This is a genomic window from Halanaerobium sp. DL-01 (genome assembly GCF_003338615.1).
Lineage (GTDB): Bacteria > Bacillota > Halanaerobiia > Halanaerobiales > Halanaerobiaceae > QPJE01.
Map to the genome: position 1 here is coordinate 83,726 of NZ_QPJN01000001.1, position 26,156 is coordinate 109,881.

The 26,156-nt window shown below is 31.3% G+C and carries 21 protein-coding genes and 3 tRNA genes; 10 read left to right on the plus strand and 14 right to left on the minus strand.

From position 1 onward, the window contains the following. Positions 1-16: 16 nt before the first annotated feature. From trmL to DER71_RS00410, 5 genes are all read left to right on the plus strand, one after another. Positions 17-508 (plus strand): tRNA (uridine(34)/cytosine(34)/5-carboxymethylaminomethyluridine(34)-2'-O)-methyltransferase TrmL, encoded by a 492-nt coding sequence (gene trmL / locus DER71_RS00390; protein WP_114457025.1) that lies wholly within the window; start codon positions 17-19, stop codon positions 506-508. Positions 509-582: 74 nt separating this feature from the next. Beyond that, entirely contained in the window at positions 583-1,989 is a 1,407-nt protein-coding gene (locus DER71_RS00395) for a LysM peptidoglycan-binding domain-containing protein (protein WP_114474184.1), read from the plus strand. Between the two features lie 226 nt (positions 1,990-2,215). Then, positions 2,216-2,291 (plus strand) — tRNA-Lys (locus DER71_RS00400). 6 nt (positions 2,292-2,297) lie between these two features. Beyond that, positions 2,298-2,374 (plus strand) — tRNA-Met (locus tag DER71_RS00405). 70 nt (positions 2,375-2,444) lie between these two features. Further along, a tRNA-Phe gene (locus DER71_RS00410) sits at positions 2,445-2,520 on the plus strand. 76 nt (positions 2,521-2,596) lie between these two features. Here DER71_RS00410 and xerA read toward each other — a convergent pair. Continuing rightward, positions 2,597-3,535, minus strand: a complete 939-nt coding sequence (gene xerA, locus DER71_RS00415) for a site-specific tyrosine recombinase/integron integrase (RefSeq protein WP_114456916.1) — start codon at positions 3,533-3,535, stop codon at positions 2,597-2,599. Positions 3,536-3,837: 302 nt separating this feature from the next. Between xerA and clpB the strand changes: the two genes are divergently transcribed. From clpB to DER71_RS00430, 3 genes are all read left to right on the plus strand, one after another. Further along, positions 3,838-6,438, plus strand: coding sequence for an ATP-dependent chaperone ClpB (gene clpB, locus DER71_RS00420; RefSeq protein WP_114456917.1), 2,601 nt, complete (start codon positions 3,838-3,840; stop codon positions 6,436-6,438). Between the two features lie 315 nt (positions 6,439-6,753). Beyond that, the gene (gene trpB, locus DER71_RS00425; protein ID WP_114456918.1) at positions 6,754-7,959 is read left to right on the plus strand and encodes a tryptophan synthase subunit beta; all 1,206 of its coding nucleotides are present in this window, start codon (positions 6,754-6,756) and stop codon (positions 7,957-7,959) included. Positions 7,960-7,981: 22 nt separating this feature from the next. Next, positions 7,982-8,482 carry a flavin reductase family protein gene (locus DER71_RS00430; RefSeq protein WP_114456919.1) on the plus strand — a complete coding sequence of 167 codons (501 nt, stop codon included), beginning with the start codon at positions 7,982-7,984 and terminating at the stop codon, positions 8,480-8,482. Positions 8,483-8,792: 310 nt separating this feature from the next. On the opposite strand, the gene DER71_RS00435 is transcribed toward DER71_RS00430, so the two are convergent. Beyond that, positions 8,793-9,452: a recombinase family protein gene (locus DER71_RS00435; RefSeq protein ID WP_114456920.1), complete on the minus strand. Its 660-nt coding sequence runs from the start codon at positions 9,450-9,452 to the stop codon at positions 8,793-8,795. Positions 9,453-9,484: 32 nt separating this feature from the next. Then, positions 9,485-9,814 (minus strand): LysM peptidoglycan-binding domain-containing protein, encoded by a 330-nt coding sequence (locus tag DER71_RS00440; RefSeq protein WP_158531681.1) that lies wholly within the window; start codon positions 9,812-9,814, stop codon positions 9,485-9,487. Between the two features lie 157 nt (positions 9,815-9,971). Here DER71_RS00440 and lexA point away from each other — a divergent pair, with 157 nt between their 5' ends. Continuing rightward, positions 9,972-10,598 (plus strand): transcriptional repressor LexA, encoded by a 627-nt coding sequence (gene lexA / locus DER71_RS00445; RefSeq protein WP_114456922.1) that lies wholly within the window; start codon positions 9,972-9,974, stop codon positions 10,596-10,598. A 59-nt stretch (positions 10,599-10,657) separates the two neighbouring features. Here the strand turns inward: lexA and DER71_RS00450 are convergent, their stop codons facing one another. From DER71_RS00450 to gyrB, 11 genes are all read right to left on the minus strand, one after another. Beyond that, positions 10,658-11,290, minus strand: a complete 633-nt coding sequence (locus DER71_RS00450; RefSeq protein ID WP_114456923.1) for a uracil-DNA glycosylase — start codon at positions 11,288-11,290, stop codon at positions 10,658-10,660. Positions 11,291-11,308: 18 nt separating this feature from the next. After that, positions 11,309-11,932 (minus strand): lipopolysaccharide assembly protein LapB, encoded by a 624-nt coding sequence (locus tag DER71_RS00455; protein WP_158531682.1) that lies wholly within the window; start codon positions 11,930-11,932, stop codon positions 11,309-11,311. Between the two features lie 47 nt (positions 11,933-11,979). Further along, complete coding sequence (hfq, locus tag DER71_RS00460; RefSeq protein ID WP_114456925.1) at positions 11,980-12,222, minus strand: RNA chaperone Hfq; 243 nt, start codon at positions 12,220-12,222, stop codon at positions 11,980-11,982. A 210-nt stretch (positions 12,223-12,432) separates the two neighbouring features. Further along, entirely contained in the window at positions 12,433-13,356 is a 924-nt protein-coding gene (gene miaA / locus DER71_RS00465; protein ID WP_114456926.1) for a tRNA (adenosine(37)-N6)-dimethylallyltransferase MiaA, read from the minus strand. Beyond that, positions 13,356-15,215 carry a DNA mismatch repair endonuclease MutL gene (gene mutL / locus DER71_RS00470; protein WP_114474185.1) on the minus strand — a complete coding sequence of 620 codons (1,860 nt, stop codon included), beginning with the start codon at positions 15,213-15,215 and terminating at the stop codon, positions 13,356-13,358. Before mutL ends, miaA begins: the two co-directional genes overlap by 1 nt. 1 nt (position 15,216) lies before the next feature. Next, positions 15,217-17,820 carry a DNA mismatch repair protein MutS gene (gene mutS / locus DER71_RS00475; RefSeq protein ID WP_114456928.1) on the minus strand — a complete coding sequence of 868 codons (2,604 nt, stop codon included), beginning with the start codon at positions 17,818-17,820 and terminating at the stop codon, positions 15,217-15,219. A 68-nt stretch (positions 17,821-17,888) separates the two neighbouring features. After that, positions 17,889-19,223: a tRNA (N6-isopentenyl adenosine(37)-C2)-methylthiotransferase MiaB gene (miaB, locus tag DER71_RS00480; protein WP_114456929.1), complete on the minus strand. Its 1,335-nt coding sequence runs from the start codon at positions 19,221-19,223 to the stop codon at positions 17,889-17,891. An 18-nt stretch (positions 19,224-19,241) separates the two neighbouring features. Further along, positions 19,242-19,889 (minus strand): TrkA family potassium uptake protein, encoded by a 648-nt coding sequence (locus DER71_RS00485; protein ID WP_114456930.1) that lies wholly within the window; start codon positions 19,887-19,889, stop codon positions 19,242-19,244. A gap of 170 nt (positions 19,890-20,059) precedes the next feature. After that, complete coding sequence (gene rd / locus DER71_RS00490; protein WP_114456931.1) at positions 20,060-20,221, minus strand: rubredoxin; 162 nt, start codon at positions 20,219-20,221, stop codon at positions 20,060-20,062. A gap of 146 nt (positions 20,222-20,367) precedes the next feature. Further along, complete coding sequence (locus DER71_RS00495) at positions 20,368-21,630, minus strand: chloride channel protein (RefSeq protein WP_114456932.1); 1,263 nt, start codon at positions 21,628-21,630, stop codon at positions 20,368-20,370. A gap of 17 nt (positions 21,631-21,647) precedes the next feature. Continuing rightward, complete coding sequence (gyrB, locus tag DER71_RS00500) at positions 21,648-23,558, minus strand: DNA topoisomerase (ATP-hydrolyzing) subunit B (protein WP_114456933.1); 1,911 nt, start codon at positions 23,556-23,558, stop codon at positions 21,648-21,650. Positions 23,559-23,713: 155 nt separating this feature from the next. On the opposite strand from gyrB, the gene gyrA reads away from it, so the two are divergent. Next, positions 23,714-26,098 carry a DNA gyrase subunit A gene (gyrA, locus tag DER71_RS00505; protein ID WP_114456934.1) on the plus strand — a complete coding sequence of 795 codons (2,385 nt, stop codon included), beginning with the start codon at positions 23,714-23,716 and terminating at the stop codon, positions 26,096-26,098. Positions 26,099-26,156 lie beyond the last annotated feature (58 nt).

Below are 26,156 nucleotides of genomic sequence, written 5' to 3' on the forward strand. Positions count from 1 at the left end.
ATATTAAGAGAGGTTGATAATAGTGAATGTTGTATTAGTAGAGCCTGAGATACCACAAAATACTGGAAATATTGCCCGCACATGTGCTGTGACCGGTGCATCTCTGCATTTGATTCGTCCGCTTGGATTTTCAACTTCTGATAAATATTTAAAAAGAGCTGGATTGGATTACTGGGATAAGCTGGATATAACATATTATGATAATCTGGATGATTTTTTTGAAAAAAATCAGGGAGGCCGTTTTTTCTTTGTTACGACGAAAGCTCCAAAATCATATCATGAGTTTAAATATAAAAAAGATGATTTTTTTCTTTTTGGTAAAGAAACTGCCGGTCTTGATAACAAACTTCTTAAAAACAACTTAAATAAATGTATTAGAATACCGATGAAGCAGAATCTGCGGTCATTAAATTTGGCTAATTCAGTATCTATAATTATATATGAGGCTTTAAGACAGAATAATTTTTCTGGATTAGAAAAAAGTGGTCTTTTAAAAAAGGAATTTTAAAATATATATTGAATTATATTAAATAGTGTAGAATAAATAGAATAAAATATGATAGTTGTGAAAGGAGGGAAGAGATGGCGAAAAAAAAATTTAATAGTGCTTTTCTAATTTTGTTAATATTTTTATTTGTTTTTTCTGTTTCAGTATCTGCCTTTAAAGTAGATATCAGAAGTAGAGGTAAAGATGTAAAAGAAGTTCAAAGGATGCTGCAGCAGATGGATTATGATGTAAGTCCTGATGGTATATTTGGTCAAAGAACCAAAGAAATTGTTGAGGAATTTCAGCAAAAAGAAGGTTTGAAAGTTGATGGTGTTGTTGGGAATAAAACATATCAGCTTTTAAAAGCTAGAACTCAAAGCGAAATTTATACTGTTAAAAAAGGGGATACCCTATCTGATATTGCAGATAAGTTTAATATTACTATTTCTGAACTTAAAAGAATAAATGGCTTAAATTCCAATATAATTAAAATAGGACAGGAACTGAACATAAAAAATAATTATATAACGGATAATAAATCAGAAAATAAAAATGATGAAGAAAATAATATTCTTATTGTTCATGAAGTAAAATCTGGTGATACACTTTCAGAAATAGCACATAGATATAACACTTCTATAAAGGCACTTCGTGAAAAAAACAATTTAAATGGTGATTTTTTAAGCATTGGCAAAAAAATTATTATTAGGAACAGTAAGATTGATGCTGATGCCAGCAGTGAAGATCAATCCTCAGAAGATAGTATTCTTTATGAAGTTAGAAAAGGTGATACACTATCTGAAATAGCTGATAGATTTAATATTACTGTTTCTGAACTTAAAAGAGAAAATAGTATTAAATCTAATTTTATAAAAGTTGGACAAAAACTTTTGATTAATAATAATGGAATTGGAAGTTCAAAACTAGAAGTAAATAATATTGAAAGCATTGTACATAAGGTAAAAAAAGGAGAAGCTCTTACCATAATTGCGAAAAAGTATGGAACTGATGTAGATACAATTAAACAGGCTAATAATCTGCATGGAGATAAAATTTATGCTGGACAGGAATTGGTTATTAGAAATTTCACTTCATCTGGACCAATACAGTTAAAAAAAGGAGTTTTTATATGGCCTGTAATGGGCAGGATTTCTTCTAATTTTGGCTGGAGAAACCACCCTGTTAAAAGAAGTCGAGAATTTCATAATGGGCTTGATATTGCTGTACCGAATGGAACTGCTGTTAAAGCGGCTGCTTCTGGAACAGTTACGCAAAGCAGCTGGATGACTGGATTTGGCAGAACTATAATTATTGATCATGGCAATAACGTAGAAACTCTGTATGCTCATAATTCCAGACTGCTTGTATCTGTTGGTACAGAAGTTAAAGCAGGACAAAAAATAGCACTGGCTGGAAGCAGCGGATTAAGTACAGGATCTCATCTTCATTTTGGAGTTTTATTAAATGGGAAACCTATTAACCCTGTTAATTATCTTCCTTAAATTTGAAAAAATTTTCTTTAGAAAAAATCTTTCGAACTTTTTATTACAGTAAGTTAAATTTTGTTGATATCGTAAATTATGGATCTATAAATTATATCCACAATAAACCATTTAGTATAATTACCTCGATATTAAAAAAGCAGATAAAATTTATCTGCTTTTTTATAATTTTACTATTGACAAGTAAAATAAATAGTGTTATTATATATAACGTCGCAAGATAAAAGGGCCATTAGCTCAGTCGGTAGAGCACCTGACTTTTAATCAGGGCGTCGGAGGTTCGATTCCTCCATGGCTCACCACATTGCCGCGGGGTAGAGCAGTCTGGTAGCTCGTCAGGCTCATAACCTGGAGGTCGTCGGTTCGAATCCGGCCCCCGCAACCATTTTTATTTTTTTGATTTAAATTAATTAGGGTCCATTAATTAGTGTCCTATAAGGCACTAATATTTTTATGGTGAGATAGCTCAGTCAGTAGAGCAGTGGATTGAAAATCCACGTGTCGACAGTTCGATTCTGTCTCTCACCACCATTTTATGAATTATGAAAGGACAGGTTTTTGCCTGCCTTTTTTTTGATTATATTTTTTATAAGTTATTTTTTTAAAATTATAGATCCGGCATTTCATCAATGGCGCTTTTCTTTTCTTCATTATCTACATGTGTATAAATCTGTGTGGTTGAAATGTTTGAGTGGCCCAGAAGATCCTGAAGCACCTTAATATCTTTAGTCTGACGATATAGTGTAGAAGCAAAGGTATGGCGAAGTTTGTGTGGAGTTATTTTTTCCGCTCTGCTTAATCCTGCTTTTTTTGCATATTTTTTTACAAAAAGCTGAATAGTTCTTGGATTAATTCGTCTGCCATGCCGTGATATAAAGACTGCCTGTCTGGCATCACTTTCCGTAATTTTAATTGAATTTCTTTCCCTCATATAGCGTCTGATAGCTAAAATTACATCATTATGCAGTGGTACATAACGTTCTTTTTTGCCTTTTCCATAAAATTTTATTGAACCGTCATCAAAATCAATGTTATCGAAATCTAAATTTACAAGTTCCGAAATTCTGAGACCTGCATATAGAAATAATTTTACTATTGCAAGATCTCGTAGGCGGTTGATACCCCCATATTCATCGATAGCTTTTATAAACTGCTGTGCTTCTTTTAGTTTTAAATAAATTGGTTCAAGACGAGTATCAGTTTTACTGCTTTCTATTGCTTCTGCAGGATTTTTATTTACTATACCATAATGTAAGAGGTATTTATAAAAAGAGCGAATAGCAAATAATTTTCTGTTTCTGGTTACTGCTTTATTATCATTTACTATTACAGCATCTGCCAAAAATTCTGATATATCCAGCCTATCAACTTCACCTGCACTAAAATTTTCTTTAAAGTCTAATTCTTCTCGCAAATAATCATATAATTGATGCAGATCACTGTCATATTCCTTAATTGTAAGTCTGGAATAACCTTTCTCTATCTCAAGATATTTTTTAAATTTATTTACTGCCTGTAAAAAATTGAGCTGAGAAATATTAATCACTTCCTTTGTTTAAGTTTATATTTGTTTATTTAGTAATTTAATTTTATGCTTGCCAAAAAGCACATAAAATTATACATTTTATTTTTATTATATCTTATTATATCTTATTATATCTTATTATAAATTATAATTATAATTATAATTTTATATTGATTGGGATAATATATTTAACCTATATATCAATTATTCAATTAAAGATCCGTAAATCCTTTTTATATTAACTCTTGACCTTCTCTGACCTTTATATTATAATATTTATAGAAATTAAAAAATTGTATATAAATTATTAAGGGGGAATAAAAATGGATATGGAAAACTTTACTCGAAAAGCACAGCAGAGTTTGGTTGAGGCACAAAATATTGCCAAAGACTATCAGCATCAGGAGATATTCCCTGCCCATTTATTTCAGGCATTATTAAATCAGGATGATGGTATTGTTATTCCACTTCTACAGAAGTCGGAAGCTAACCTGACGAAACTTAAAGCAGAAAATGAAAAGCTGTTAAAAAGATTACCTCAGGTCTATTCTGAACAGGGTGGGCAGGTATATATGTCATCACAGTTAAATGATATTATGCGTGAGGCAAAAAAAGAGGCAGAAGGTATTGGAGACCAATATATATCTACTGAACACTTTTTGCTGGCAATGTTAAAGGATAGAAAAACTAATTTAGGTAAATTACTTTATGAGCAAAATATATATTACAATGAAATGAAGCAGATCATTAAAGAATTCCGTGGAGGAGATAAAATAGATTCACAGCAGGGCGAAGATAATTTCAATGTTTTAGAAAAATATACAATTGATATTACTGACCAGGCTAGAGAAGGTAATTTAGATCCAGTTATTGGACGAGATAATCTAATTAGAAGAGTAATGCAGGTTCTCTCAAGAAGGCGCAAAAATAATCCTGTTTTAATAGGGGAACCGGGTGTTGGTAAGACTGCAATTGTAGAAGGGCTGGCACAGAGAATAGTAAACGGTGATGTCCCAGAAAACTTAAAAAACAAAAAAGTGATTTCTCTTGACATGGGGTCATTAGTTGCTGGAACAAAGTTTAGAGGGGAATTTGAAGAGAGGTTAAAATCAGTTTTAAAAGAGATTAAAAAAGCTGAAGGACAAATAATTCTTTTTATTGATGAAATGCATACACTGGTTGGGGCAGGTGCTACAGAAGGATCAATGGATGCTGCCAATCTTTTAAAGCCTGCTTTAGCACGTGGAGAACTGCACTGTGTTGGAGCAACTACTTTAGCAGAATATAAAAAACACATCGAAAAAGATGCAGCATTAGAAAGAAGATTTCAGCCGGTACAGGTTTCTGAACCTAATATTGAAGATACTATTTCAATTTTAAGAGGATTAAAAGAAAAATATGAAATTCACCATGGAATTAAAATAACAGATAATGCAATTGTTGCAGCTGCTAAGCTTTCTGATAGATATTTAACCGAAAGGTTTCTGCCTGATAAGGCTATTGATTTAATTGATGAAGCTGCCTCTAAAATTAGAATTGAAATTGATTCTATGCCAATGGAAATAGATGAACTGGACCGCAAAGTACGCAGGCTGGAAACAGAAAAAGAAGCTCTTAAAAATGAAAATACAGATGAAGCTCAGGAAAGACTAACTGAAATTGAAGAAAAACTCCAGGAATTAAAAGATCAGCGTGACCCACTTCGTTTAAAATGGAAAAACGAAAAAGATCAACTGGCAAAAATACAGGAACTTAAAGAAAAAATTGATCAGGTTGAATATCAGGCTGAAGCTGCAGAAAGAGATGCTAATTATGAAGAAGCAGCACGCCTGCGCTATGGTGAGCTTAATGAGCTTCGCAAAAAATTAACAGAGGTCAGCCAGAAAGTAGAAGAATCGCAAAATGAAGCCGGCCATTTGGTTAAGGAAGAAGTAACAGAAGAAGATATTGCAGAAATCGTTTCACTCTGGACTGATATTCCTTTGCAGAAACTGATGGAAGAAGAAAAAGAAAAGTTGATTCATTTAGAAGATCATTTGGAAAAACGTGTTGTCGGGCAGCATGATGCTGTTAAAGCAGTCAGCAATGCAATTCGCCGTTCACGCACAGGTCTTCAGGATTCAAATCGACCACTTGCTTCCTTTATGTTTATGGGACCAACCGGAGTTGGTAAAACTGAACTTGCCAAAACACTGGCTGAATATCTTTTTGATGATGAACGGGCTCTGATTAGAATTGATATGTCTGAGTATATGGAAAGACATGCAGTTTCTAAGCTAATTGGTTCACCTCCAGGCTATGTTGGTTTTGAAGAGGGTGGACAGCTGACAGAAAAAGTAAGACGCAACCCTTATTCTGTAATTTTATTTGATGAAATAGAAAAAGCTCATCCGGATGTTTTTAATATTCTGCTGCAGATACTTGATGATGGTGTTTTAACTGACAGTCAGGGTAAGGAAGTTGATTTTAGAAACACAGTAATTATAATGACTTCTAATGTTGGTTCACAGTATATTCAGGATTTAGATGATGAAGCTAAAATTAAAGAAAAAATTGATGAAGCACTTAAAGTTCAGTTTAGGCCCGAATTTTTAAATAGAATTGATGAAAAGATAATTTTCCATTCTTTGAGCAGAGAGGATATATTTAATATTATTGATATTCAAATATCTTATCTGCAGGAAAATTTATCTGAACAGAATATAGAAATTGAACTAACAAGAACAGCAAAAGAAGAACTTTTAGAACTTGGTTTTGACCCTGCTTATGGTGCTCGTCCTTTAAGGAGAGTTATTCAAAATCAGATTAAAGATGAATTGGCTATGCTCTTATTGGAAGAAAAAATTAAAGAAGGAGATATGGTAGAAGTAGATTTTGAAAATGGTAAATTTAAGTTCAATTTAATACAAGAAAAAGTTATTTAAACAATAAAATTATCTACAGTTAATAAATTTGGCAGATCAAAAGAAGAGCAGGTCTTAAGACCTGCTCTTAAGTAATTTATAATAGAAATTACCAGTATTCCTGCTCATATATATTTTCACTTAGATTTAATTTTATCAAATTGCTATTAAAAATATACGTACTATTTGCTGTTTAGAAAAAGATGTGTAAAAAAATTACAAAAAAATGGGAATAATCTTTGATAAGATAAGTTGACACCTGACAATATATCTGCTAAACTTTTATTAAATTCAATAAAATATTGAATTTAATAAAATGAGATGGAGGATGAGAGAATGAATAAGAAGAGTGGAGAAGAGAACAGGGAAGGATTTTTTGGTGATTTTGGAGGTAGTTTTGTACCTTCAGAATTAGCAGTTGTTTTAAAGGACTTAAAAGATGCATTTTATGAAATTAAGAATAAAAAGGATTTTCAGGATGAACTTGCCAATTTATTTAAAGATTATGTCGGTAGACCAAGTCCTTTATATTTTGCCAAAAATTTAACTGAAGAAATTGGTGGAGCAAAAATTTATCTAAAAAGAGAAGATTTAAATCATACAGGTGCCCATAAAATTAATAACTGTATTGGTCAAGCATTACTTGCTCGGGAAATGGGTAAAAAAAGAATTATTGCAGAAACCGGTGCCGGTCAGCATGGAGTAGCAGCTGCAACTGTATGTGCTTTATTTGGTATGGATTGCATTATCTACATGGGTGAAATTGATATTAAACGACAGCAGTTAAATGTTTTTAGAATGGAGCTTTTGGGAGCAGAAGTAAAGGCTGTCAGTGCTGGAGATGGAACTTTAAAAGAAGCTGTAGATGAAGCTTTAAAAGATTTTGTAAAAAATGCTGATAATACTTTTTATATGCTAGGATCTGCAGTTGGTCCGGATCCATATCCAACTATGGTAAAAGAATTCCAGTCAATTATTGGAAAAGAAGCTAGAAAACAAATTCAAGAAAAAGAAAATAAATTGCCAGATTATATAGTTGCCTGTGTGGGTGGTGGCAGTAATGCTATAGGTCTGTTTGCACCTTTTGTAGATGATAAAACAGTAAATATTTTGGGTATTGAACCAGGTGGTAAAGGTGTTAAAGCCGGTGAAAATGCTGCACCATTAAGCTATGGTAAACCTGGTGAACTGCATGGTTTTAAAAGTTATGTTTTATATGATGATGATATTGTTTCACATACGCATTCAATAGCAGCAGGTCTGGATTATCCTGGAGTGGGTCCGGAGCACAGCTATCTTAAAGAATCAGGTAGAGCTAAATATACTACAGCAAATGATCAGGAAGCAATAAATGCATTTCATTTATTATCAGAAAAAGAGGGTATTATACCTGCTTTAGAGAGTGCTCATGCTGTGGCTGGAGGTCTTAAAGTAGCTGCTGAATTAACAAAGGATCAAATTGTTATAATTAATCTTTCTGGACGGGGAGACAAAGATGTAGTCCAAATTAAAGAATTACATGAAAAAGGAAAAATAAATTGATTAAGTTTAAGAGGTGATATTAGTGGAAAAAGCAGAATTTAATCAGATTTTAAATGATTATAATATTGTTTTACCTGGAGGAGTATTTTTAACAACTAAATATAATGGTGAAGTAAATACAATGACTATGGGATGGGGAACGGCAGGATTTGTTTGGAATCAAAATATTATAATGGCGCCTGTCAGAAAGTCACGCCATACACATCAGCTTATAGAAAATAGTGATTATTTTACAATTAGTGTACCATTGAATGGCCAGTTTAAAAAGGAACTGCAGTTTTGTGGAACTAGATCCGGTAGAGATCATGATAAAATTAAAGAATTGGGTCTAACACTGATGGAAGTTGAAGAAACTAAAGTTCCAATTATAAACGGAAATGATCTGCATTTTATATGTAAAATTAAATATCATCAGGATATGATCAAAGAAAATCTAGATGAAGATATTTTAGAAAAGAAATATCCAGATGAAGTTATGCATACATTTTATTATGGAGAAGTTGTGGCAGTATATAAAGAGTAATAATAATTGAATTAGATGTAAAAATGTAATCTATAAATTATTTTAAATAATAACTTCGTAAAATTATTATTTTACGAAGTTATTATAAATTTGGGAAGTATTATGCTAGAAATTATATATGTTATTAAAATTAGAAATATCCCATAATCTTAAGTTTACTTAAGATTATGGGATATTAAAAATAAAAATCAAAAGTTTGTACAGTCAAATTTTTGGTAGGCCGTTTTTACTATTTTAGTTTTTACTATAATATAAAAATATTTTTATATAAATATTTTTATAATTTTCATTTTTCAACTTTATTTTAGCTTTATTTTAAGCTGTTTTGCATAAATTCTCTATATCTTCTATGTACAGTTGATTTTGATACATCATATCCCAGTCCTCTAAGTGTTGCTGCAATATCTTTAAAACTAAGTTCAAGTTTTTTTAAACGAATTATTTCTTCAATAGGAATATCTTTTCGCTGTCTTCCTCCTTTATCAGTGTTTTTTAAATTATCTGCGGGATTAAATCTGCTTTCATTTATTTTTTTTCTCATTGCTCTACTTATTTTTCTGTTTGTCAGTTTTTGCTGATATGTTTCAATTACAGATAAAATTTCCAGAATCATATTTTCCAAATCATTTAAAGCAATAGCACCTTTATCAGCATAAGAAATGATTTTCCCGTCCATATTTAATATTTGATGTATTAAAGCCATTTTTGCATTTCCTCTCCCCAATCTACTGCTGTCCTGTATGAGGAGAGTGTCTGCCTTTTTATCTCTTATCAGCTCTAAAACCTCCAGCATTCCCTTTCTTGTTTCATCAAAACCGCTTTCTTTTTCTTCAATAATTTTTATAATTTCCATATTATTTTCGGATGCATAATTTATTAATTCTTCTTTTTGCCTTTTTAAACTGCCTGCCTGACTATCTTTTTCTGTACTGACTCTTGTATAAATTACTGTTTTTTGTTTGTTAGTCATTATAAAAAATCCTTTCTAATTAAAGATGTTTTCTAATTTATAGGGAGAATTATCTGTTCCCCGGGTGATATTATAGAATTATCTAAATTATTCACTTTTTTAATTGTATAGATTTTTTTTCTCAAATCAACTTTATTACCATAATGATTATCTGCAATTGACCATAATGAATCTCCTTTTTTGACAATGTATTGATTATATTCAATTTCATTATTCCCGGAAGAAATTAGAGTAAAGATCACTGTTATTAATACTAACAGGATAAATATTGTTACTAGTATAAAAGTCAGTTTTAATAAAACATTTTTACCTCTGTCTGTATTATACTGTTTCTTTTTTCTAATAGAATTAGCTGTATACATAATCAACTCCCCCTTTATACATACAAATGTACTAAACACATGTTCTTTAATGTAATTATAACAATACATATGTTCATTGTCAAGAAAAAGATGAACGATTGTTTGTTATATTTAATATCATATGGTATAATATATTATAGTCAGGAGGGATTTATTAATGAATGAATTATCCGACCGTCAAAAGAGTATATTAAAGTTTATTATGAGAGAAATAGATGAAAAAGGTTATCCTCCATCTGTGAGAGAAATTGGAAGTGCAGTTGGGTTAAAATCTCCTGCATCTGTTCACAGCCACCTAAAAACATTAGAAAAATTAAAATATCTGCGCAGAGATCCTTCTAAACCCCGTGCTATTGAAGTGATTTATGAGAATGATAATATAGAAAAGGATAAAAAAGAAATGCTAAAAATTCCAGTTGTAGGTAAGGTAACAGCAGGTGAACCTATCCTGGCTGAAGAAAATATAGAAGATTATTTCCCTTTTCCGGTTGATTATCTAAAAGTTAGAAATAAAGAAATTTTTATGCTTCAAGTTAGTGGAGATAGTATGCACGATGCAGGTATTTATGATCATGACTATGTAATTGCACAAAAACAGAATCATGCAGAAAATAGAGATATTGTAATAGCTTTGCTTGATGATGAAGCAACTGTAAAAAGATTTTTTAAAGAAGACGATTATATACGGCTGCAGCCAGAAAATGTTGCATATGAGCCCATTATTTCTAAAAATGTAGTTGTTTTAGGAAAAGTTATTGGCCTTTATAGAAATCTCAGTTTTTAATTTTAATTTTGTAATTTAAATAAAAAATTCTCCATCTATATAGATGGAGAATTAATAATTTACAAACTTCCGCTGCTTTTTAATTCTTTTATTCTATCAGCGGATTTTTTTATTATTTTAAAATCATGCCAGCTGTATTTTTTCATTTTTTTGTTGCGCAAAAGATAGGCTGGATGAAAAGTAGGGAGAATAAAATACTCTCCTCGCTGGATCCACTTCCCCCTCAATTTCGTTATAGAGGCATCTGGGTCAATTAAAAATTTCAAAGCTGTTGATCCCAAAGGAACTATAACTTTTGGTTCTATAAGATTAATTTCAGCCATTAAAATTGAAACACAGGATTCGAACTCCTCTTTTGTTGGGACTCTATTCCCTGGAGGCCTGCATTTAACAATATTGGTTATGTAAATATCTTCTCTTTTTAAATTAACCGCTTCTAGTATTTCATTCATCAGTTTGCCGGCTCGTCCTACAAAAGGTCTCCCCAACCTGTCTTCATTTGCACCAGGTCCTTCTCCAATAAGCATTATCTTGCCGGTTAAACTGCCCTCTCCCATAACCACACCATTACATTTTTTTCGTAAGAGGCATCTACTGCATTTTAGTGCTTCATTTTTTAATTTATTATAATCATTATCTGGATAGGAAAAGAGCTGTACAATATTAAAATTTCCTTCCTTGTCAAAAAGCATTCAAAAGCCTCCTAAATATTAATTCCTTTCAAGTAGTGAATTTACAAGTGAACCTGCCTGAGAAGCTTCAAAAAAAGCTTTAATTAAATTATCTTTTTCATAATATATAACTGCTTTTAGTAAATGTGAATAATTATTGTCTTTAATTTTTAAAGCAGAATTGATATATTTAAAAGCATTATCATAATCTTCAAGTTCTAAATATGCTGCAGCTATATGATTTCTTGTCCACTGATTTTTGGGATCATTTCTAATAACAAATTTAAAAATATTTATTGCTTCATTATAATTTTCATTAATTACTTCTTTAAAAGCAGCATAATTTAATAATAAAATATTTTGAGTATCAGAAAATTGGTCAAGTGGTTTAAGATAGTTCTGAACGGCAGCATTGAATTCTTCTCTATTAATACTACCGTCAAAACTATTTATAATATCATATGCTTTATCAATTTGCCCTGTATTTGCATAAGAAAGAGCAAGATTATAATTTGCAATAATATTATTAGGAGCGGTTTGTAAAATGTATTTGCTGTTGGATTTTAATAACTTCCAATTAAAATTGGAATAAGCACAGGCATTTAAGGAAAATATAGATAAAAATATTGTAAAAATAATTATTATTAATATTTTTTTTTTCAAAATTATCAACTTCCTTATCAACTTCCTATTTAAAGTAGAATATTTATTTAATCATCTTCTTTAACAATTTCGAGAAGTCCACTTATCTTTTCAACAGGTGCAATAGTAGAAATAGCATGTTTATAAATCATCTGATCTCTTTGATCACTTTTTAATATGATTGTGAAATTATCATAACCTATAATTTCGCCTTTTAATTGATAGCCATTAACAAAATAAACAACTACTTCAATATTATTTTCGCGCACATGATTAAGAATTTCATCCTGATAATTCTTCTTATTATTCATAATTATGCAGCCTCCTATTATTATATATTCTTATACTTAAAAATTCAATATATAGGTCAAAAATCCTGCAAAGTTATAAAATTATAAAAATATTTAAGCCGATAATAAAGATCATTGGACATTCTTACCTCAAAGGACATTCTTACCTCAAAAAACCAGTTTAAACTGGTTTGGGATTTTTTTTATTGATAGTTATGTCTTTCATCTTATTTACTGCTCCTTTATTATATCTAAAATATTATTTTTCATTTCTTCTGGAGAATTTTTATCTGCATTTAATTCTATCAAATTATTTTCTTTTCTCAGCCATGTCAACTGGCGTTTGGCAAAATGTCTTGTCCTTTTCTTTATATTATTTATGGCTTCTTTTAACGAAATTTTTTTGTTAAAATATTCTATAACTTCTTTGTAACCCAGTGCCTGTTTTGCAGTTTTACTTAAATCATAATTGTCCAGCAGGTATTTTACTTCATCTATTAAGCCAGATTCTATCATAAAATCTACTCTTTGATTAATTCTATTGTATAGATTTTTTCTCTTCCGCTTTACAACAAATTTTACTGAATGATAGCGAGGAGGTTTTTTTTTCTGCATTTTTTTATAGTAAGTTTTTGTTCTGCCTGTCTGCTCAAAAATTTCTATTCCTCTGATAACCCTTCTTAAATCATTGGGATGGAGTTTTTCTGCAAGTTTGGGATCCCTTTTTTTTAAAATACTGTGAACATGTTCTGTTCCTTTTGATTTTGCCAGATAATTTAATTTTTTTCTTAATTTATAGTCAGGCTCTATATCAGGCAGCATAAAACCTTCCAGAACAGCTTTAATATAAAGAACTGTTCCACCAACAATGATAGGAATTTTATTTCTTGCCCTAATATCCTCTATTATTCTATCAGCATCTTTCTGAAACAAACTGACAGAATACTCTTTATCTGGTGTAATAATATCTATTAAGTGGTGTGGAATTGTACTGCGTATTTTTTTATCTGCTTTAGCGGTTCCGATATTCATATCTTTATAAATCTGCATGGAATCAGCAGATATTATTTCACCATTAAGCACTTCAGCTAGTTTTATAGAAAGATCTGTTTTTCCTACAGCTGTTGGACCTGTTATTACTAATAATTTATCCATTATCTCCCAAGACCTCTTTCTATTTCTTTTTTGCTAATTTCTATCATTATTGGACGACTATGAGGACATCTATACGGATTTTCTGTGGTTAAAAGATCTTTAATTAATTTGATACTTTCATTTTTATTGAGCGGCCTCCCTGCTTTAATTGCACTTCTACAGGCTAGATACTTAATCATTACCTCTTTTTGTTCAGCTATATTAAGAGTTTTTCCTTCTTTAAGTAAATTACCTATAAGATTTTCGATTATATTTCTTGTTGATTTATCTTTTAATAATGATGGAACTTCCTCAATAAGTATTGTATTACCACCAAAATCAGAAAATACTATACCAAGCTTGTTAAGAGATTCTTTATATTTATTTACTATTTCTTTTTCTTCTGGTGATAGATCTATTTTTACCGGCAGCAGCAGAGCCTGATTTGTGTTATTTTTACTATTATATTCTGCAAAAAGATTTTCAAAAAGGATTCTCTCATGGGCATTGTGCTGATCAATTATTTTTATTCCTGTTTCAGTTTCTATAGTTAGATAGCTGTTAAAAATTTGACCAAGATATTTAAATTTTATATTTTCCTCACTTACATAGTGTTCTTTTGAATATTCATAATTATCTTCATAATTTACTTGTTTTTTATAAGGTGGATTATTTTTAATATTTTTTTTCGAAATATAATTTGTATATTGCTTATTTTGATAGCTGCTGTACCTGTCATGAATAGAATTTTTATTATTTAATTGTTTATTATTAACTGTGCTAAAAAAAGTATTTTGATCAAAAGATTGCTGAATTTTTTCAGGGCTGATTTTAGGCTGACTATTATTTTTATTAGTATTGTTTTTGTTAACATTAACAATTGGAGTTGGATTTTCATTTTTTAATATTTTTCTTAAACCTTTACTTATAACATCAAAAATAATTTGATTACGGCTGAATTTAACTTCTTTTTTTGCCGGGTGAACATTAACATCAACTAGAATAGGATTTACATCAATAAATAAAAATACAACTGGATATCTACCTGGATCGAGCAGTCTTTTATAAGCTTTTTCCACTGCACTGGTTGCAGTTCTGTTCAATATTGGACGTTTATTTACAAAAAAAAGCTCATGGCTTCTGCTGGCGCGGGATATATTAGTATTACCTATATATCCATTTAATTTTATATAGCGGTCTTCTATATTCACTTCAATTAAGTTATTTGCAATTTCTTCACCATAAATAGCAAAAATAGTATCTTCTAATTTACCATTACCCGGTGTTGTAAGTACATTGTTTTTATTGTGATTAAGTTTAAACTGGATTTCTGGATATGCAGCAGCTTCAGCGCTTACAATTTTGCTTATATGTCCAAATTCTGTAGATGTAGTTTTTAAATATTTATATCTTGCCGGTGTATTATAAAATATATCACGTACTGTAATTTCAGTTCCTATCTGACAGCCTACTGGTTTTTTAGATTCTATTTTGCCGCCGATTATTTTTATTTCCATACCGGATTCTTTACTTTTATGTCGGCTTATCATCTTTATTTTTGCAACAGAAGATATACTGGAAAGCGCTTCTCCTCTAAAACCGAGAGTAAAAAGTGAGTAAATATCATCTATATTTTTAATTTTGCTTGTTGCATATCTGCAAAAAGCCATTTCCATATCTTCAGGAAGAATACCGGTACCATTATCTTTAACATGTATTTTTTCTCTTCCTCCTTCAGAAATGTTGACCTCTATTTTATTTGCTTCTGCATCAATAGAGTTTTCTATTAATTCTTTAACAATTGAAGCAGGTCGTTCAACTACTTCTCCGGCAGATATTTGATTGGCAACATTTTGTGGGAGTTGTTTAATTATACCCATTTTAATTCTCCTTATCATTTAATTCCTGTTTTAAATTATACAAAAAGTTAATAGCTTCCATTGGAGTCATATTAATAATATCTTTTTTCTGCAGCTTTTTTATTACAGGATTATCTTCAGAAAAAAGCTGCAGCTGTTTAACATTCTTATTTTTAGCTTGTTTTTCCAGCTTTCTTATTGGAGTCTGGTTATTTTTTTCTAGACGTTCAAGAATTTTTTGAGCATTTATAATTATCTCATTGGGAAGTCCAGCAAGACGGGCTACTTCTATTCCATAACTATCACTAGATCTACCTTCAACAATACGATGTAAAAAGTGTACCCCATCACTATCTTCTTCTACCAGTACATTATAGTTTTTTACACCTTCACACTCATCTTCAAGACGTGTTAGTTCGTGATAGTGTGTTGCAAAAAGAGTTCGTGCACCAATACGTTCCGGATTGTTAATATATTCGCTGACAGCCCAGGCTATACTGACACCGTCATAAGTACTTGTACCTCTTCCTACTTCATCAAGGATAATTAGACTTTTTTTTGTACTGTTATTGACGATATTAGCTACTTCATTCATCTCTACCATAAATGTACTCTGACCGGTTGTTAAATCATCACTTGCCCCTACTCTGGTAAAAATTCTGTCGCTGAGACCTATAACTGCTTTTTCCGCAGGAACAAAACTTCCAATTTGGGACAGCAGCACTATTAGTGCAACTTGGCGCATATAAGTTGATTTTCCAGACATATTTGGACCAGTAATGATAATAAATCTATTATTTTTATGATCCAGTATAGTATCATTAGGAACAAATTGTTCTTTAAACATTTTTTCAACAACCGGATGTCTGCCATTTTTTATATTTATATGACAATCGTCATTTATTACAGGCCTAGTATAATTATTTTCTATTGCAGCCACAGCAAATGATAATAGAACATCAATTTTTGCAATTATATCTGCAGTTAACTTTATTCTGGCAAATTCTTCTGCTATTTTTTCTCTAACTTGAATAAAAAGATTATATTCAAGTTCATTCATTTTTTCTTCTGCACCTAATACTTGAGATTCTTTTTCCTTTAGCTCTGGAATAATATATCTTTCACTGTTGCTTAGGGTTTGTTTTCTTGTATAATGTTCAGGTACACTGTCTAAGTTTGAGTTTGTAACCTCGATATAATAACCAAAAACTTTATTAAAACCAACTTTTAATGACGAAATACCTGTCTTTTCTCTTTCTATTTTTTGCAGAGATGTTATCCATTCTTTACCTTCACTTACCTGTTTTTTTAATTTATCCAGTTCTTTATTAAATCCTTTTTTTATTATTCCTCCTTCGGTAACAGTTGTAGGAGGTTCATCTACAATAGAATTATCAATTAGCTCATATATATCAGTAAGAGAATCAAAATTATCAGTCATTGATTTTATTAATTCAGCATTAAAATTTTTGAGCTTCTGCTTTATTTCAGGAAGATTAAAAAGAGAATTTTTTAGTGCTGCCAGATCTCTTCCGTTTGCTGATTGGTATGTTATTTTACTCATGATTCTTTCCAAATCATAGATATCCTCAAGTTTTTTTCTTAACTTTTGTAATTCAATAAAATTATCTTTTAATTCTTCAACTGCATCCAGTCGTTCAATAATTTTTTTCTTTTTTATTAGAGGCTGATTTATCCATTTTTTAATTTTACGCCCCCCCATAGATGTAACTGTTTTATCAATAACAGATATCAGTGATCCTGATCTTTTATTATCTCTAATTGTAGAAGTTAACTCAAGATTTTTGCGGGTTGCTGCATCAAGTACCATATAATCTTCCAAATGGTATGACTGAAGTTTATTTAAGTGTTTTATATTTCTTTTTTGAGTTTCTTTTAAATAAATAAGTATTTGTCCAGCTGCATATACAGCTGCTTTCATATCAGCACAACCAAATCCTTCCAAAGATTGAACATTAAAGTGTTCAGTTAATTCTGTTTTAAGATACTTATAATCTTTATTTTTGCATTCATTACAGGAAAATTTATATATATTTTGCAGCTGATCTAGATTAATGTTATTTTTTGTTTTTATATCTATTAATATTTCCTGTGGTATTATACGGTGAATTTCATCTATTAGTTTTTCTTTTTCTTTTAACGGGAATTCAGTAATCAAAAATTCACCTGTAGATATATCTGTATATGCAAACCCTATTTTTCCCTGATAGCTAACTGCAGCAGAAAGATAATTATTTTCATTTTCTTTTAAGATTTCATTTTCTATAACAGTACCAGGTGTAATTACCCGAATTACATCTCTTTTAACTATTCCACTGGTTTCAGAAGGGTCTTCAAGCTGTTCACATATTGCAACTTTAAATCCTTTTTTAATTAATTTTGAAATATATGAAGCAGAAGAATGTGCCGGTACACCTGCCATAGGAATTTTTTCTCCTCCTCCTTTATTGCGTGAAGTGAGGGCAATATCCAAATTTTTAGCTGCAGTTTCTGCATCTTTTCCAAACATTTCGTAAAAATCACCCAGGCGGAAAAATAATACTGCATCCTGATATTTGCTTTTTATATTTTTATACTGCTCCATCATAGGTGTTAAATCTGACAAAGTAATCACTCCATCTTCTAAAAGAATAGAAACCTGAAAGTATAATTCCCTCAGGTTTTGACAATTTCTTATATATTAAGGACTTCACCTTCCAGTGTCCAGCTTTTTGCTTTTTTTATTTCTACTTCAGCAATGTTTCCAATTAGATTTTTATTTTTATCCACAAAACATATTTTGTTAGTTCTACTCCGACCTTCTAACTTTTCCGGATTATTATTACTTTCTCCTGTGATTAAAATCCTTAGTTTTTTTCCGATAAGTTTTTGGTTTTTCTGATAACTAATTTGGTTCTGAAGATCCATTAACTTATTGAGTCTCTCTTTTTTTATTTTCTCTGGAATTTGATTATTTTTTTCTGCTGCAGGTGTTCCTTTTCTGGGTGAATAAATAAAGGTATATGCCATATCAAACTGGACTTTTTTCACCAGATTAAGAGTGTCTTCAAAATCATCTTTACTTTCTCCAGGAAAACCTACAATAAAATCAGTTGAGATAGATGCATCTGGAAGTTTGTTTTTAATTTCTTCTATACGAGAAAGATAATATTCTCTGGTATAACCTCTATTCATCTGTTTTAGAATTTTATTACTACCTGACTGTACAGGTAAATGTATATGTTCACATACTTTATCCAGGATATTGATTTTATCAATCAGTTTGTTGGATAAATCTCTTGGATGTGAAGTCATAAATCTTATCCTCTTGAGCTCTTTAATTTGATTTAATTCTGTCAGCAAATCTGGAAAATCTATATTATTATCCAGATCATTTCCGTAAGAATTCACATTTTGTCCTAAAAGAGTAATTTCCATCACACCATCATCAACCAGTTTTTCTGCTTCAGATATTATAGAATTTAGAGGTCTACTCCTTTCTCTACCGCGAACATATGGAACTATACAGTAACTGCAGAAATTATCACAGCCCTGTATAATTGATATCCAGGCTGAATAGTCAGAATCCCTTCTTGAAGGAAGATCAGGCATTAAACCTTCTGCTTCATCCCAGACTTCAACAACTCTATTTTTATTTTTTTCTATTTGTCTTATTAATTCAGGAATATGGTGAATATTATGGGTTCCAAAAATTAAATCAACATGCTTATATTTTTTGTATATTTCTTCTACCGGATCATTCTGCTGCATCATACATCCGCCAATACCAATAATAAGATCGGGATTTTTGCGTTTATACTGTTTTAGTTCACCCAGTTTTCCATAAACTTTCAGTTCTGCATTTTCTCGAATAATACATGTATTTAAGAGTATTATATCTGCATCTTTCAATTCTGAAGTATATCTGTAATTCAAATTTTCTAACATACCTGCCAGCAGTTCAGAATCATGTTCATTCATCTGACAGCCATATGTTATAATATGATATTTTTTAATTTTTTGAGACATTAAATCACTCCTGCTTATCTAAAAACTTTTCAGCTGTTCTAGATTTTCGTTTTTCCCTATTACAACCAATCTATCTTCTTCTAATATTTTATCATCCGCTCCTGGTGAGATAAATAGTTCCTGACCTCTCTTAATCGCCATTACATTAACATTAAATTTACTCCGCAGAGCAAGTTCTCCCAGAGTTTTTCCTATCATTTTTTCTGATACAAGTATTTCAATAACACCATATTCAGGAGCAAATTCTATGTAATCCAAAACATTAGAAGAAATTAAATTGTTTGCTATTCTGGCTCCCATATCCCTCTCTGGATAGACAACCCTATCTGCCCCAACCTTTGTTAAAACTTTTCCATGCAGTGAATCGGGAGCTTTAACAACCACATAGGGAACATTAAGTTCTTTTAAAATCAAAGTACAGAGTATATTAGCAGATACATTATCACCAATACTAACCACTGCTACATCAAAATTTCTGACTCCCAGTGTTTTTAATGCTTCTTCATCTGTAGCATCTGCTTCTACAGCATGTGTGACTATATCAGCAATTGACTGTACTCTTTCTGGATTCTTATCTATGGCCAGTACATCAAATCCATTTTCAGCAAGGGTTTCTGCAACACTAGCACCAAATCTTCCCAGACCTATTACGACAAACTGCTTCATATATATAATACCTCCTATAAACAAAAACGGCCGATTATTTATAAACTTTTGTGCTAATTATACTATATGAGTATTTAAAAGTAAAGAATTACTAAATCTCTAGAATCATATATTTAATAATGGAAAACTGGGGTTAAAAACCCCAGCTGTTAAAAATTATTTTTCTAAAATTAGTCAAGAGGCTCAAACATATCTTTACCTACACCACATTCAGGGCAGGTCCAGTCTTCTGGGAGATCTTCAAAAGCTGTACCAGGTTCGATATCGCTTGTAGGATCACCTTCTTCAGGATCATAAATATACATACAAACAGTACACTGATATTTTGTCATTAAGAAAATCGCTCCTTCCCAATTATATTTTATTGCCTTAATTATAACATAAAAGCTTAAAAAGTCAAGCAAATAAAAGTGTTGTGCATTACCAATTTAATACAGAAAAAAATTGAAACAATAAATTCCCTATGATGCCTATCAAATCAATAAAAACGCTTAAAATATTCTGGAGAATAAGCTGACTTAAGACCACTTAAATTGGCAGATCGTTCAGCTGTAAGTGCAGCGATCAGTAAAGGAAGTATAAGTGCATAATTATGGGTAAATTCTGCAATAATAAAAGCTGAAGTAAGAGGAGCCCTTATTACTGCACTCAAGACCGCAGCCATACCAACAAGAGCATACAGCTGTATTGATATGCATAAGAATGGAAAAATAATGTTTATAATTTTCTCTATCAACAGTCCATATGTTAAACCGATCAGCAGTGATGGGGAAAAAATCCCTCCTGATCCACCTGAGCCTAGTGTTAAGGCAGTTGCAATTATTTTAAAAACCATTACTAATATAAGGCCTCTCATTAAATAGTTAGGGTGTTTGTAAAGTTGAACAATAATCTGACTTCCAGAACCAAGTATATCCGGAATAAAAAATGCTGTTATACCAACTGCTAAACCACCTGCAGCAGGTTTCAAAATATCTTTAAACTTTAATTTTGAAAAAAGCTCTTCACTTAATTTTAGAGAACATATAAACAAAACACCAGGTATAGCTGCAAACAAACCTATAAATATAGATATAAAACCAAAACGTATGTCAGGGATATTGAAATTTAATTTTGGTAAAAACAAGCTATCTGAGTTTAAGATTATGATCATATCTGCTGAAACAGCACTTATTGTAAGCATTATTAGACGATTTTTTTCTATTTTGTTGAAAAGTATTTCAGTTGCAAACATAATTCCACCTAATGGAGCATGGAATAAACCGGCAACTCCAGCTGCTGCACCACACCCAAGCAGTGTCTGGTAATCATACAGAGTGTAGTTTAATTTAAAACCTATTAAATCACCGATTCCGGCACCAATTTCTACAATTGGTCCTATCCGTCCTGCTGAACCACCAGAAGAAATAGTAACAGCAGAGGCAAAACCTTCTGTTAAAAGATCTTTATATGTCAGATGCCTTTCCCGGCTTTTAATTGAAGCCAGTATAGCAGGTATACCATGTCCTTTTGCTGTAATACTGCCATATTTAATCATATACCCGACTATAAGGCCACCCAGAGCAGGAAAAAATATAGATATTATACGAAATGTAAGTGACTGAAGATTATTCAAATATAAAATTTTTATTATTATATAATCAAGGAATTTATTGTATATTAAAGCAATACATCCTACTATAAAGCCTAGAATTACTGCTATTAATATTTTTTTATATTGATTTTCATATCCATTCTGCAAAAAATCACCACCAAAATTTAAATATCTAACTCATCAGCTAGTTCTGCATTATTAAATATAAATTCTTTTCTCAGCGAAGCATTTGCTCCCATCAGGCGGGTAAAGATATTGTCAGCTTCAATATCATCATCTATTTCTACTTTTTGCAAAACTCTTTTTTTGGGGTCCATGGTTGTTTCCCAGAGCTGTTCCGGGTTCATTTCCCCCAAGCCTTTATAACGCTGTAGAGAAAAATTTTTATCTTTGTTTTGACGATATTCGTTTAGCTCTTTATCGCTAAAAATGTAGGTAGATTTTTTTCTTTCAGTAATTTTATAGAGAGGAGGCTGTGCTATATAAATAAAACCATTTTCTATTAATTTCGGCATATAGCGGTAAAAAAGGGTCAATATCAAAGTTGCTATATGAGCTCCATCAACATCAGCATCTGTCATAATTATAATTTTATGATATCTTAGTTTATTGATATTGAACTCTTCACCAATTCCAGCTCCGAGTGCAGTGATAATTGATGCAACTTCATTATTGTTCAAAATTTTATCCAGCCTTGCTCTTTCCACATTAAGTATTTTTCCCTTTAACGGCAGAATAGCCTGAAAATATCTATCTCTCCCCTGTTTAGCTGAGCCACCGGCAGAATCCCCTTCAACAATAAATAGTTCGCTGTCTTCTGGTTTTCTACTTGTACAGTCTGCTAATTTACCTGGTAGAGAATTGGAATTTAATGCACTTTTTCTCTTTGTCAGTTCACGTGCCTTTTTGGATGCTTTTCTGGCTCTTACAGCCTGAATTGCTTTATCAACAATAGCTTTAGCTACCTCAGGATTTGTATCAAAATATAGACTTAAATAATTATATATTTCTGTTTCCACTACACTTCTGATCTCACTATTTCCTAATTTAGTTTTTGTCTGACCTTCAAATTGTGGTTCAGGCAGCTTAATATTAATTACTGCAGTAATTCCTTCTCTAACATCATTTCCTTTTAATGATGTAATTTTAGAAGGAAGCATATTATTTTTTTTGGCAAAATTGTTAAGTGCTCTGGTCAAAGCAATTTTAAATCCTGTTAAATGATAGCCTCCATCTATTGTGTTAATATTATTGGCATAAGAATAAATTCTTTCACTATAACCGTCATTATATTGAAAAGCTGCTTCTATAGAATATTCTTCTGGTTCTGCCTGAATATATACTATATTATCATGAATAAGATTTCTGTCTTTATTGAGGTACTGTACAAAGGCTTTTATTCCTCCATCATATTGAAAAGTCTTTTTTCTTGCCTCTTCTCCACGTTCATCTACTAGTATAAGGGTCAATTCTTTATTTAAATAGGCGGATTCCTGTAGTCGATGGGATAAATTTTCGAATTTAAATTCTGTGGAAGGGAAAATTTCCGGATCAGGTTTAAAGCGAATAATTGTTCCACTTCTATCTGTTTTCCCCAGTTTTTTTAATTTGTCAGCTGCCAGACCTCTTTTAAAAATTTGCTGATATTTATTACCTTTCCAGTGAGTAGTAAGTATCAATTTTTCCGATAGAGCATTTACCACGGAAATTCCTACACCGTGCAGTCCACCGGAAACTTTATAACTATTATTATTAAATTTACCACCTGCATGTAAAGTGGTCAAAACAACCTGTACTGCTGGCAAACCTGTATCTTTATGTATATCAGCTGGTATACCTCTTCCAAAATCTTCAACTGTTATTTCATTATTTTTATGTATGGTAACTTTAATTTTACTACCATATCCAGCTAAAAATTCATCTATACTATTGTCAACTACTTCCCAGACTAGATGATGTAAGCCTCGTATACCTGTACTTCCAATATACATACCTGGCCTTTTTCTTACCGCTTCAAGACCTTCTAAAACCTGTATTTGATCTGCATTATAATCAGTTTCTGTAAAAAGTGACATAACACTCACCATCCTTCATGTTTATTATTATAACAGAGAGGAGTTTTAAATTCCAGCTAAACCTTGCAAATAAATGTTTGCATATGATACTATCAAAATGATATTATATACTAGCAATTATAAACATGCAAATATTTGTTGAGAGGAGAAATAATATGTCAGAAAAAATATATCCAATCGCAATTGAAGATAAAATGAAGAATGCTTATTTAAACTATTCTTTAAGTGTTATTATAGGTAGAGCTCTGCCTGATGTCAGAGATGGTTTAAAACCGGTACACAGGAGGATACTTTTTGCAGCAAAAGAGCTTGGCTTACTGCACAACAGACCACATAAAAAATCTGCCCGGCTGGTTGGAGAGGTTTTAGGTAAATTCCATCCTCATGGTGATTCAGCAGTTTACGATGCTTTGGTAAGAATGGCCCAGGATTTTAATCAGCGTTACCCGCTTATAGATGGACATGGAAATTTTGGTTCTATTGATGGTGATAGTGCTGCTGCCATGAGATACACAGAAACAAAGCTGACTAATTTTGCTGAGTCTCTGCTGGAAAATATTGATGAAAATACAGTAGATTTTACTGATAACTTTGATGGAAGCCTTAAAGAACCTGTTGTGCTTCCCTCAAAAATACCGAACCTTTTGGTAAATGGATCCAGCGGTATTGCTGTTGGTATGAGTACATCTATACCTCCTCATAATTTAGCTGAAGTAATAGATGCTGTGCTGCATATAATTGATTATCCAAATGCCAGACTGGATACAATTATAAGTAATTATATGCCTGGTCCTGATTTTCCTACTGGAGGAAAAATAATTGGTGATGATGGAATAAAAGAGGCATATCAAAGTGGAAAAGGGAAAATTATACTCAGAGGGAAAACTGAGATTGAAAAAAAAGGGAGACATAAGCAGATTATTATTACAGAAATACCCTATCAGCTTAATAAAACAAAGTTAATAGAAGAAATTGCTGAACTTGTTAATAAAGATAAGCTGTCTACAGTTTCTGATCTTCGGGACGAATCTGATAAAAATGGAATAAGAATAGTGATTGAACTGAAATCTGGTGCAGATACAGACCTAATATTGAATAGGCTCTATAAATATACATCACTGCAGGGAAGTTTCAGAATTAATCTACTGGCCCTGCTTGACAACAAACCAGTAGTAATGAGTCTCTTGGAAATGATATCTCATTTTATAGACTTCAGAAAAGAAGTAATCCGCAATTACACAAAATACAATTTAGATAAAGCTGAAGATAGATTTCATATTTTAGAAGGTTTAGAAAAAGCCGTTGATAATCTTGATCTGGTAATTCATATAATTAGAAACTCTGATTCAAAAAAGGAAGCAAAGAAAAAACTAATTGAAGGTCTGCGTATTAGCGCCAGACAGGCCCAGTCAATTTTAGAAATGCAGCTGCAGAGACTGGTTGGAATCGAGATAAATAAGATTGAATCTGAAAGAAACGAACTGGCAAAAAAAATATCCTATTATAAAAAAGTTCTTTCTAGTGAATCAGAATTAAAAAAAGTTATGAAAAAAGAATTAAAAGAAATTAAAAATAAATTTGCTGACAGAAGAAGAACAGAAATTATTGCGGATGATAGAAAGGCTGTAATTAATAAGCAGGATTTAATTAAAGAAAAATCTGCTGTTATTTCTCTATCATATAGAGGTATTATAAAAAGAAATGACGAAATCTCTAATTTGCGTCAGAGCAAAAATGATTTTATTAATTATATTGTTAGTGGTTCTTCTTTAGATCAGTTGATGTTTTTTACTGATTCTGGAGAGGTTTATAATCTTTCTATTCATCAGATTGAAGAACACCACGGACTATCTACCGGAGAGAGTTTAACTAACTACATCCAGATACCTATACAGGAAAAGATTGTTTCTCTCAATATACTACCCAAAGATGTTAATCAGCGAGAATTCCTTACTTTTGCAACAAGCAGTGGTGTTGTGAAGAGAACTGAAGCTGATGAATATGATACCAACTACACACATATTAGGGCCATAAAAATAAATGATGACAGATTGATCAATGTTCATCAAACTTCTGTAGAAAATGATTTAATATTTATTAGTAAAAATGGATATTTAATAAGATTTAACGGGAAAAGTTTTTCCACTACTGGCAGAAATACAATTGGGAGTAAAGCAATTAAATTAAATTCTGATGATGAAGTTATAAATTTTGAAATATATGATAAGGATAAATTTATTGTATCAATAACAGAATGTGGAAGAGCAAATAAAATTAGAATGAAGGCTTTTAGGTTACAGAACAGAAACGGCAGAGGTCAGAGGATTTATTCAAACAGCAGTTATAAATTAGCAGGTGCAGTTAAAGCAGAAAATAATGATCAGATAGTTATTGTAGATAAAAATAGCAAGCTTTATACTGTCAATGTTTCTGATATACCCGAAACTGCTCCAGGTGGTAATATGTATAGTACTGTGAAAGATGATGAATTTGAAAAAGCTGTTTTCATCAGCAAAAATTTAATAAAAACAGATAATTAATACTTAAATTAAGAAAAGCGGCCTATCTGGCCGCTTTTCTTAATTTAATCTTACTGTA

Bases quoted from the DNA above. Each gene is read 5' to 3' on its own strand.
- gyrB (WP_114456933.1), bottom strand. From the start codon at position 23,558: ATGTCACTTTTTACAGAAACTGATTATAATGCAGATCAAATACAGGTT.
- miaA (WP_114456926.1), bottom strand. From the start codon at position 13,356: ATGGATAAATTATTAGTAATAACAGGTCCAACAGCTGTAGGAAAAACA.
- lexA (WP_114456922.1), top strand. From the start codon at position 9,972: ATGAATGAATTATCCGACCGTCAAAAGAGTATATTAAAGTTTATTATG.
- hfq (WP_114456925.1), bottom strand. From the start codon at position 12,222: ATGAATAATAAGAAGAATTATCAGGATGAAATTCTTAATCATGTGCGC.
- DER71_RS00435 (WP_114456920.1), bottom strand. From the start codon at position 9,452: ATGACTAACAAACAAAAAACAGTAATTTATACAAGAGTCAGTACAGAA.
- miaB (WP_114456929.1), bottom strand. From the start codon at position 19,223: ATGTCTCAAAAAATTAAAAAATATCATATTATAACATATGGCTGTCAG.
- gyrA (WP_114456934.1), top strand. From the start codon at position 23,714: ATGTCAGAAAAAATATATCCAATCGCAATTGAAGATAAAATGAAGAAT.
- DER71_RS00485 (WP_114456930.1), bottom strand. From the start codon at position 19,889: ATGAAGCAGTTTGTCGTAATAGGTCTGGGAAGATTTGGTGCTAGTGTT.
- DER71_RS00395 (WP_114474184.1), top strand. From the start codon at position 583: ATGGCGAAAAAAAAATTTAATAGTGCTTTTCTAATTTTGTTAATATTT.
- trpB (WP_114456918.1), top strand. From the start codon at position 6,754: ATGAATAAGAAGAGTGGAGAAGAGAACAGGGAAGGATTTTTTGGTGAT.
- mutL (WP_114474185.1), bottom strand. From the start codon at position 15,215: ATGGGTATAATTAAACAACTCCCACAAAATGTTGCCAATCAAATATCT.
- DER71_RS00440 (WP_158531681.1), bottom strand. From the start codon at position 9,814: ATGTATACAGCTAATTCTATTAGAAAAAAGAAACAGTATAATACAGAC.
- clpB (WP_114456917.1), top strand. From the start codon at position 3,838: ATGGATATGGAAAACTTTACTCGAAAAGCACAGCAGAGTTTGGTTGAG.
- DER71_RS00450 (WP_114456923.1), bottom strand. From the start codon at position 11,290: ATGCTTTTTGACAAGGAAGGAAATTTTAATATTGTACAGCTCTTTTCC.
- rd (WP_114456931.1), bottom strand. From the start codon at position 20,221: ATGACAAAATATCAGTGTACTGTTTGTATGTATATTTATGATCCTGAA.